The sequence below is a fragment of the Actinomadura sp. 7K534 genome (assembly GCF_004348575.1).
In the GTDB taxonomy this organism is placed as follows: Bacteria; Actinomycetota; Actinomycetes; order Streptosporangiales; family Streptosporangiaceae; genus Spirillospora; species Spirillospora livida.
This window is the reverse complement of record NZ_SMKB01000284.1, coordinates 1-8,461: the sequence shown is the minus strand read 5'-3', so window position 1 is coordinate 8,461 and position 8,461 is coordinate 1. Positions and strand designations below refer to the sequence as shown.

The window sequence follows — 8,461 nt, the reverse complement described above, 5'->3', positions numbered from 1 at the left end:
GTCGCGGGCGGGGCGCTGGTCGAGGGTGAGCATGGGGCTGTCGAGCATGCCGAGGACGAGGTCGCGGAGGGGCGGCCGGGTGCGGCGCGTCACCTCGGCGCGAGCGAGTTCCGCCGGGTCCGGGATGGGTGCCGCGAGCGCCACGGCATAGGTGCTGTACAGAGTCTCCGGTACCGGCAGCGTCAGATTCCGCCCCAACTGTTCCCCCGTGGCCTCGATGGGTGTCGTCACATCGATCACAGCGGACGGGGCGTTGGAAAATATCTGTCGCCGACGCGACATTTACCTCACAGAATCGCGACGCACGCCCACGACCACGGACATCAGGGGGGCGGGCGCATTCCGGGCAGGAGGTGCTCGAACCAGACGACCTTCCCGGGTTCGGCGCGGTGGGTGCCCCAGCGCGCGGCGAGGTGGCTGACGAGCTGGAGCCCGCGCCCCGACTCGTCGGTGGCCTCGGCGTGCCGGAGCCGGGGCAGGTCGGCGCCGTCGTCGTAGACCTCGCAGAGCAGGGTCCCGCCCTTGATCAGGCGGAGGCCGATGGTTCCGGCGCCGTGCACGAGGGCGTTGGTGACCAGCTCGCTGACCAGCAGTTCGACGGTGTCGGTGAGCGTCCCGAGGCCCCAGTCGGTGAGCCGCGCGGCGACCTGGGCCCGAATCCAGGGGACGGTGCTCGGCCGCGGATCCAGCCGTTCCCAGGCGGCGACGTCGTCCTTGGGGATGCCGTCGAAGCCGACCGCCACGATCGCGATGTCGTCGGCGGGGGTGGGCGCGGCGAGGGAGTCGAGGAGGGAGTCGCAGGTGCCGTCGAGGTCGGGCGTGGCGCCGGCGAGGCGGCTGCGCATGAGCTCCAGCCCCTGGTCGAGGTCGCGGTCGCGGCGTTCCAGGAGCCCGTCCGTGCACAGGACGAGCTGCGACCCGTCCTCCACCGCCACCTCGACGGTCTCGAACGCCTCGCCGCCGACCCCGATGGGCACGCCGGACGGGACGCCGAGGATGCGGCTGTCACCGTACGCCGACACCAGGACGGGCGGGATGTGCCCGGCGTTGGCGAGCGTGCAGCTCCGCTCGACCGGGTCGTACACCGCGTACAGGCAGGTGGCGAGGTAGTCCTCGCCGAGCCGGCGGGCGAGGCCGTCGAGCTGGCGCAGCAGCCGCGCGGGCCGCATGTCCTCGGCGGCGAGGGTGCGGACGGCGGTGCGCATCTGCCCCATGATCGCGGCCGAGGTGAGCCCGTGGCCCATGACGTCGCCGACGACGATGCCGAGCCGGCAGCCGGGCAGCGGGATGGCGTCGAACCAGTCGCCGCCGACGTTGATCGCCTGCTCCGCGGGCCGGTAGCGGTAGCGGACGCGGGCGCCCGCGACGTCCGGGGGGTCGTCGGGGAGCATCGAGTGCTGCAGTTCCTCGGCGACCTGGACCTCGCGCCGGTAGAGCCGGCCGTTGTCGATGCACAGCGCGGCGCGGCGCGCCAGCTCGTCGACCATGGCGAGGTCGAGGTCGCCGAACCCGGGCCGGTCGGCCTTGCGGAGCAGCTTGAACGTGCCGAGCACCCGGCCCCGCGCGATCAGCGGGACGATCAGCAGCGCCCGCCCGGCGAACAGCGGCCGCAGGTCGCGGTCGCCGAACGAGGCGGCGATCTCGGCGGCCTGCGCGGAGTCGACGTGCGGGATGTGGACGGGCCGCCCGGTCCGCATGGCCTGGACGAACGGCGCCCCGGACGCCAGGTGCAGCGCCTCCCCCTCGGGGACGAGGTCGTCCCAGCGCCCGTGCTCGTCGTTGTGGACGACCGCGACCCGGCGCATCTGCGTGGCCTCGTCGACCTCGGCGGCGGGCGGGGCCGAGTCGGCGACGACGCGTTCGAGCAGCTCGACGGCGGCGAAGTCGGCGAGCCGCGGGACCAGCACCTCCGCCAGCTTCCGCGCGGCCTGCAGGTGGTCGAGCGTGCCGCCGATCTGCTGCCCGGCCTCGCTGAGGTAGGCGAGCGGTTCCCGCATGGCCCTGCTCTCCCAGCCGTCCGACCGGGCGGGGCCGGGTGTGCGGGGCGCGGCCGGCCGCGTCGCGCGGGCCGGGCGCCTCCGCCCCGTGCGCGCGGCCGCGGCCACCTGCCGGGAGCGGGCTTGAGGGGCCTGCCGGACGGGAGCCGCCGGCCGGGGCGGGGCGGGCGCGGCCGGCCCCTCCGCGTTGGGGATGATCGGCAGCCGGACGGTCAGCCCGAGGGAGACCGCCGGGCAGCCGAGCCCCAGCACCTGCAGCGCGATCTTCTCCGCGGCGCCCGGGTCCAGGGCGGGCAGCAGGTCGGCGAGCCGCGCGGTGAACGGCGCGGCGAACGGGGCGGTGCCGGGCCCGGCGGGCGTCGCGAGCGCCGGCTCGACCCGGAGCAGCCGCGTTCCGGCGACGCGCCGGGCGACCGCGTCGGGGGCCGTCACGGGCAGGTCGCCGGCGACGATGCCGGGGCCCTCCTCGCGGAGCCGGCGCAGGTCGGCGGCGAGCGCGAGGACCCGCGTGTCGTGGCCGCCCGGGTCGGCGTCGATGGGGTAGACCCACCAGCCGACCTCGGTGAGCACGCCGTTGTCGACGCGCGGAAGGGTGCAGGAACCGCACCAGACGTGCCCGAAGACGCCCGGCTCGAAGGCGCCGCGGTGCTCGCGCGGGAGCCGCAGCAGCGAGGCCGGCGGCCGGCCCACGGCCTGGAGCCGCCCGACGCCGAACAACCCGGCCGCGGTGTCGTCCCAGTGGCTGATGCGTCCGCGCCCGTTGAGGGTGATGGCCGTCATCCACGCCATCCCCAGCAGCTCGTCGATGACCATGCGGTCCCCCTCCAGGGAGCGCAGGGCGCTCCGGCCCTCGGCGACTCCCGGTTAAGGGGAAGCTACCTGCCGTAACAAGATCGTGACGCCGGTCCCCGGAAACTGGTGGAAGACGGCGCCGAAGGCCGGATTATTGCCCGTCTTCCGGAACGCCCTTTATCAAAGGGAACGCCGCTGTAGCCACCCCGAAAGCCGGAACATCGGAAAGTGACCGAATGCGGCATAGAGCACTAATGCCCCATTGACACCCAGGTTCCCCAGGCAGACGATCACGCAACCCCCCATTTGTGATCCCTTCCAGGGAGGCGCAATGTCGCGCGCACTGTTCCGGCATCGAAGACTCACCCCGACCCTCGCTGCCGCCGCGCTCCTGATCGGAACGCTGGCGGCGACTCCCGCCGACGCCAGTCCGGACCCCTCGCCCTCCGGCGCGGCCGTCTCGGTCTACACCGCCGAGCTCAGCCCGGCGCAGGTCGAGCTGCTGAACCGCTCCGGCCTGGACCACGAGGCGATCCGCATCGCCAAGGGCGAGAAGGCGGGCGGCATCCGCGTCGAGGCCGTGATGAGCGCGCCGCAGGCCGCCGCGCTCAACCGGCAGGGCCTCGGCCTCACCGCGAAGAACACCGCCCGTCTTCGCACGAAGGCCGCGGCCGACGGCGTCTTCCGCCCCTACAGCGGCCCCGGGAACCTCCACGAGGAGCTCCTGAAGGTCGCCGCCGACCACCCGTCCATCGCCACGGCCGTGGACATCGGCAAGAGCCGCGAGGGCAAGCCGATCACCGCCGTCAAGGTGACCAAGGACGCCGGCAAGAAGGGCCGTACCAAGAAGCCCGTCGTCGTCTACCAGGGCGCCCAGCACGCCCGCGAATGGATCACGCCGGAGATGGTGCGCCGGCTGCTGCACCACTACGTCGGCAACTACGGCGGCGACGCCGGGATCACGAAGATCGTCGACACGACCGAGCTGTGGTTCGTCCCGGTCGTCAACGTCGACGGCTACGACCTGACGTTCCAGGACGGGTTCCGCCTCTGGCGCAAGAACACCCGCGACAACAACGGCGACGGCCAGATCACCGGCGGGGACGGCGTCGACCTCAACCGCAACTTCCCCTACAAGTGGGGCTACGACAACGAGGGCTCCTCCGACGGGCCCGCCGACGAGACGTACCGCGGCCCGGCCCCTGCCTCCGAACCCGAGACCAAGGCGCAGATGGACCTCTACAAGAGGGTCCGGCCCGCGTTCCTGATCAACTACCACTCGGCGGCGGAGCTGCTGCTGCACGGCGTCGGCTGGCAGACCCTGACCCGCAGCCCGGACGACGTGATCCACGACGCGCTGCTCGGCGACATCGACAACCCCGCGGTCCCCGGCTACGTGCCCCAGCTGGGCGCGCAGCTCTACACGACCAACGGCGACACCGACGGCCAGGCCGACAACGTCTACGGCGCGCTGTCGATCACGCCGGAGATGGCGACCTGCGCGTCGGCCGCGGCGTCCGACCCGGACGACGAGTGGGAGCCCGGCGACTGCGGCAGCGGCTTCGAGTTCCCCGACGACGAGACGCTCATCCAGCGGGAGTTCGAGAAGAACCTGCCGTTCGCGCTGTCGGTCGGCAAGTCGGCGCACACGCCCGACGAGCCCGTGTCCTCGCTCGGGCACAAGGCCGCCGACTTCGAGACGGACGCGTTCAGCACGTCCTACGGCGGCTCGCAGGAGGTCGCCTCGGTGATCCGCCGGTCGCTGAAGCTGAAGACGATGCACTACCGGATCAACGGCGGCCGCACGCACCACGACCTCGTGCGCGAGTGGCGCGGCGGTGAGCGCTACGGCGACGAGAACGACCACTACTACGGCGAGTTCCGCGGCAAGGTCAGATCGCAGCGGCCCGGCGACGAGGTCGAGGTGTGGTTCTCCGGCTGGAAGGGCTGGAAGCGGGTGGAGAGCGAGCGCTTCACCTACACCGTGCGCGACCAGAAGAAGGCTGACGTCCTGGTCATCGCGGACGAGGACTACACCGGCGTCAACCCGACCTACCCGGCCGGGACGAACGAGCCGCGGTACGCCGACCAGTACGCCGAGCTGGTGAAGTCCGCCAAGCGCCGGCCGCTGGTCTGGGACATCGACAAGGACGGCGTCCCGCACGACCTCGGCGTCCTGAAGCACTTCAAGGCCGTCGTCTGGTACCTGGGCGACAACCGCCTCACCCAGGACGAGGCCGACGAGCCGGTCCGGTCCGTCGTCGGCGACTTCCCCGACTCGCAGGTGGCCGACCGCGCGAAGGACCTGGTCCTGAGCGTCAGGTCGTACCTCAACGAGGGCGGGAAACTCCTGCACACCGGTGAGACGACCGGATACACCGGCCCGCTCGGCCAGGCGAACGGCGGCGGCATCTACTACGGCCTGAAGGGCCACCCGGAGCGCCCGTGCGTGCTCACCACGAGCTTCCGGGACGACTGCGAACTCCTGTCGGACGACTTCTTCCAGTACTACCTGGGCGCGTACGACAGGCAGCTCGTCGGATCGCCGACCGCATTCGTCGGCACGGACCGGCCCTTCGAGGGCGTGACGTCCGACCTCACCGGCACGGCGACCAACCCGCTGAACGAGACGGGCGGTTTCCAGGTCACCTCCACCGCCCTGCCCAAGGCCGACTTCCCGCAGTTCTCCAGCTGGAAGGTCGGCGACTACACCGGCGCCGCCGCGGCCACCGAGCCCATCGAGGGCGAGTGGTACGTCGCCGGCCCCCACCAGAACAGCGCGTACCGGCGGCTGACCCGGACGATCGACCTGACCGGCGTCACCGCCGCGCAGGCCCCGACGCTCCAGGCCCAGGTCTCCTACAGCACCGAGACGGGCTACGACAACGTCATCATCGAGGCCCACACCGCCGGCGCCGACGACTGGACCACCCTGCCCGAGAAGAACGGGCGCACGTCCACGAACGTCCCGGCGGAGTGCGAGGCGGGCTACTACCTCGCCATGCACCCGTTCCTCAACCACTACCTCACGGGAGGAAACCCCTGCGGCAACACCGGGACCACCGGCTCCTGGAACGCCCTCACCGGCAGCTCCAACGGCTGGGTCCCCGTCGCGTTCGACCTGTCCGCCTACGCGGGCAAGCAGGTGGAGGTGTCCTTCGCCTATGTGAGCGACCCCTTCACCGGTGGGACCGGACTGTTCATCGACGACACCAGGCTCACCACCACCGGCGGTGACCTCGACGCGGAGGGCTTCGAGACCGGCCTCGGCCCCTGGTCCATCCAGGGCGCCCCTGAGGGAAGCCCCGGCAACGGTTCCGAGTTCGTCCGGTCCGAGGCGCTGATCGACGCGGTCTCGTCGGTCGCGACCAAGGACACCGTCCTGTTCGGCTTCGGGCTCGAACAGGCCGATCCCGCCGACAGCCGGGCCCTGATGGCCAAGGCCCTGAGACACCTGCTCGGCTGACCGTCCCGATCCCCGGGAGCCCCCGTCGCGCCGGGCTCCCGGGGATCCCCGTCCTCGCGGGCCGCCCCTGCCTCTGGTCCGGGCAGGGGCGGTCCTATACCGCTTGATCACGTCCGCCGCGGACGACACGCCACCGCATGTGACGGACGACACCCGTCCGCACGCAACCATTTGGACCCTTCCAGGCGTCTTACAAGGCAGGAAGACCACCGATGGGTGGGAAGCGCCTGATCGAGCATCGGCCCGCGACGTCCCGGAAGCACGGGGTCGCCCTGGCCCAGCCGACCCGCGCAGGATCCTCGGCCCGTGCGCCATGGGCGGCCGAGACCTCCGAACCCGTCGGGAACGGTGGCACGTACCACCAACACGGGGGGCGGTTCGTCCGCCCGGTCCGCGCGTGCCCCCGGAACACGCGTCAGCAACCGGCCCGTTTCCGCCTGGGCCACTACCTACGGGGAGCGACGATGACCGCTGTCACCACGCCCGTCCGCCGTAACGCGGGGGACACCGCGGCGGCCGAGAACACCGAGCGCTACGAGCGCGACGTCCTGCCGCTCGCCGACCCGCTGTACGCCAGCGCCGTGCGCATGACCCGCAACAGCGCCGACGCGGAGGACCTCGTCCAGGAGACCCTGGCCAAGGCGTACGTGAACTTCCACCAGTTCCAGGAAGGCACGAACCTCAAGGCGTGGCTGCACCGCATCCTCACCAACAACTTCATCAACACCTACCGCAAGAAGCAGCGCGAGCCCCAGCGCGCCGGCTCCGAGGAGCTGGAGGAGTGGCAGATCGCGCGGGCGGAGGCGCACGCGTCCGGTTTCCGGTCCGCCGAGGCCGAGGCGCTCGACCGCATCCCCGACTCGCGGGTCGTCGCCGCCCTGCGGGCGCTGCCGGCGGACTTCCGGGACGCCGTCTACCTCGCCGACGTCGAGGGCTACGCCTACCGGGAGATCGCCGAGATGATGGGGACCCCCATCGGCACGGTCATGTCCCGCCTGCACCGCGGTCGCAAGCAGCTCCGCGAGGCGCTGGCCGACCACCCCGTCTCGCGCCGCAAGGCGGACGACGACCGCGCCGAGCACATCCTCGCCGCCTGAGACCCGGCGGTGCGCCCCGGCCCCGCCCGGTCGGCGCACCGGCCCCCGGGCCCGTCCCCACCCGGAGACCATGATCCCGCAGTTGCCCCGTGACTGCGGGATCACCCATTTTCAGGTACGTTCGGTCATCGCAGCGCTACGCTGAGCGAGTATCGGTGTCCCGCCGCCCTCGATCCTCGGAGTATCGATGCCGAACCTCGCCACCAGCGTCATCGTGGGCGCGGTGATCGCCCTCATGCCGGCCTCCTCGCCGGAGTCGGCGACGTCCCTCCGGCTCACCCTCGACCACCCGGAGCGGGGCACCTCTCGGAGCGTCACGCTGCGTTGCGACCCGCCGGGCGGCAGCCACCCGGAGGCGGCGCGGGCGTGCTCGGAGCTGAGCGGATCCGGCGGCGGGTTCGCCCACGGGCCGGACGGCCGGATGTGCACGGCGGTCCACTCCCCCGTCGTCGCCCGGGCCGCCGGGCGGTGGCGCGGCGAGCCCGTCCGGTTCCGGGTCGAGTACGGCAACGACTGCGTCATGCGCTCGCACACCGGGTCCGTTTTCGCGTTCTGATGCCAGCCCAGGGGCCGTCGGGCAAAACGGTCCGCATAGGCGCGCCGACCGCGGGTAAGGCGCGCACACGTGTTTACGCGAGCCGCCATCGGTATTCGGAAGGATGTGCGCGCGATGCCACCAAGGGTCAGCGACGTGATGACGGCGGCTCCGGAGACGCTGCCGCTGGACGCGACGCTGTACGAAGCCGCCCGCGTCATGCGGGACCGAGGGATCGGGGACGTACTGGTCACCTACGCGGGACGCCTCTGCGGCGTCGTCACCGACCGTGACATCGTGGTCCGCGCGGTCGCCGAGAGCCGCGACACCTCCCTCACCCCGCTCGGCGACGTCTGCACCGCGGAGCTCACCACCGTCCACCCCGACGACGACACCGGGACCGCGGCCCGGCTGATGTGCGAGCGGGCGGTCCGGCGCCTCCCCGTCGTGGACGCCCAGCACCGTCCGGTCGGAATCGTCTGCATCGGCGACCTGGCCGTGGCCAACGGCGACGTCGGCCCCCTCCCGGAGATCAGCAAGGCCCCTCCGAACAACTGAACCCCCCGGGCCGCGC

At 72.2% G+C, this 8,461-nt stretch carries 5 protein-coding genes and 1 pseudogene; 4 read left to right on the top strand and 2 right to left on the bottom strand.

From position 1 onward, the window contains the following. Together E1266_RS32785 and E1266_RS32780 are read right to left on the bottom strand one after the other, a co-directional pair. Positions 1–231, bottom strand: a pseudogene (locus tag E1266_RS32785) (hypothetical protein); the annotation flags it as partial. A gap of 92 nt (positions 232–323) precedes the next feature. Next, complete coding sequence (locus E1266_RS32780; RefSeq protein WP_132053754.1) at positions 324–2,810, bottom strand: SpoIIE family protein phosphatase; 2,487 nt, start codon at positions 2,808–2,810, stop codon at positions 324–326. Positions 2,811–3,120: 310 nt separating this feature from the next. Between E1266_RS32780 and E1266_RS32775 the strand changes: the two genes are divergently transcribed. From E1266_RS32775 to E1266_RS32760, 4 genes are all read left to right on the top strand, one after another. Then, complete coding sequence (locus E1266_RS32775) at positions 3,121–6,255, top strand: M14 family metallopeptidase (RefSeq protein ID WP_132053752.1); 3,135 nt, start codon at positions 3,121–3,123, stop codon at positions 6,253–6,255. Between the two features lie 464 nt (positions 6,256–6,719). Further along, positions 6,720–7,352, top strand: a complete 633-nt coding sequence (locus E1266_RS32770) for a sigma-70 family RNA polymerase sigma factor (protein ID WP_132053750.1) — start codon at positions 6,720–6,722, stop codon at positions 7,350–7,352. 187 nt (positions 7,353–7,539) lie between these two features. After that, entirely contained in the window at positions 7,540–7,908 is a 369-nt protein-coding gene (locus tag E1266_RS32765; protein WP_132053748.1) for an SSI family serine proteinase inhibitor, read from the top strand. A gap of 114 nt (positions 7,909–8,022) precedes the next feature. Further along, positions 8,023–8,445: a CBS domain-containing protein gene (locus E1266_RS32760; protein ID WP_132053746.1), complete on the top strand. Its 423-nt coding sequence runs from the start codon at positions 8,023–8,025 to the stop codon at positions 8,443–8,445. The last annotated feature ends 16 nt before the right edge of the window (positions 8,446–8,461 follow it).

Excerpts from the sequence above, each read along its gene's own strand:
- E1266_RS32780 (WP_132053754.1), bottom strand. The coding sequence starts at position 2,810 with ATGGTCATCGACGAGCTGCTGGGGATGGCGTGGATGACGGCCATCACC.
- E1266_RS32775 (WP_132053752.1), top strand. The coding sequence starts at position 3,121 with ATGTCGCGCGCACTGTTCCGGCATCGAAGACTCACCCCGACCCTCGCT.
- E1266_RS32770 (WP_132053750.1), top strand. The coding sequence starts at position 6,720 with ATGACCGCTGTCACCACGCCCGTCCGCCGTAACGCGGGGGACACCGCG.
- E1266_RS32765 (WP_132053748.1), top strand. The coding sequence starts at position 7,540 with ATGCCGAACCTCGCCACCAGCGTCATCGTGGGCGCGGTGATCGCCCTC.
- E1266_RS32760 (WP_132053746.1), top strand. The coding sequence starts at position 8,023 with ATGCCACCAAGGGTCAGCGACGTGATGACGGCGGCTCCGGAGACGCTG.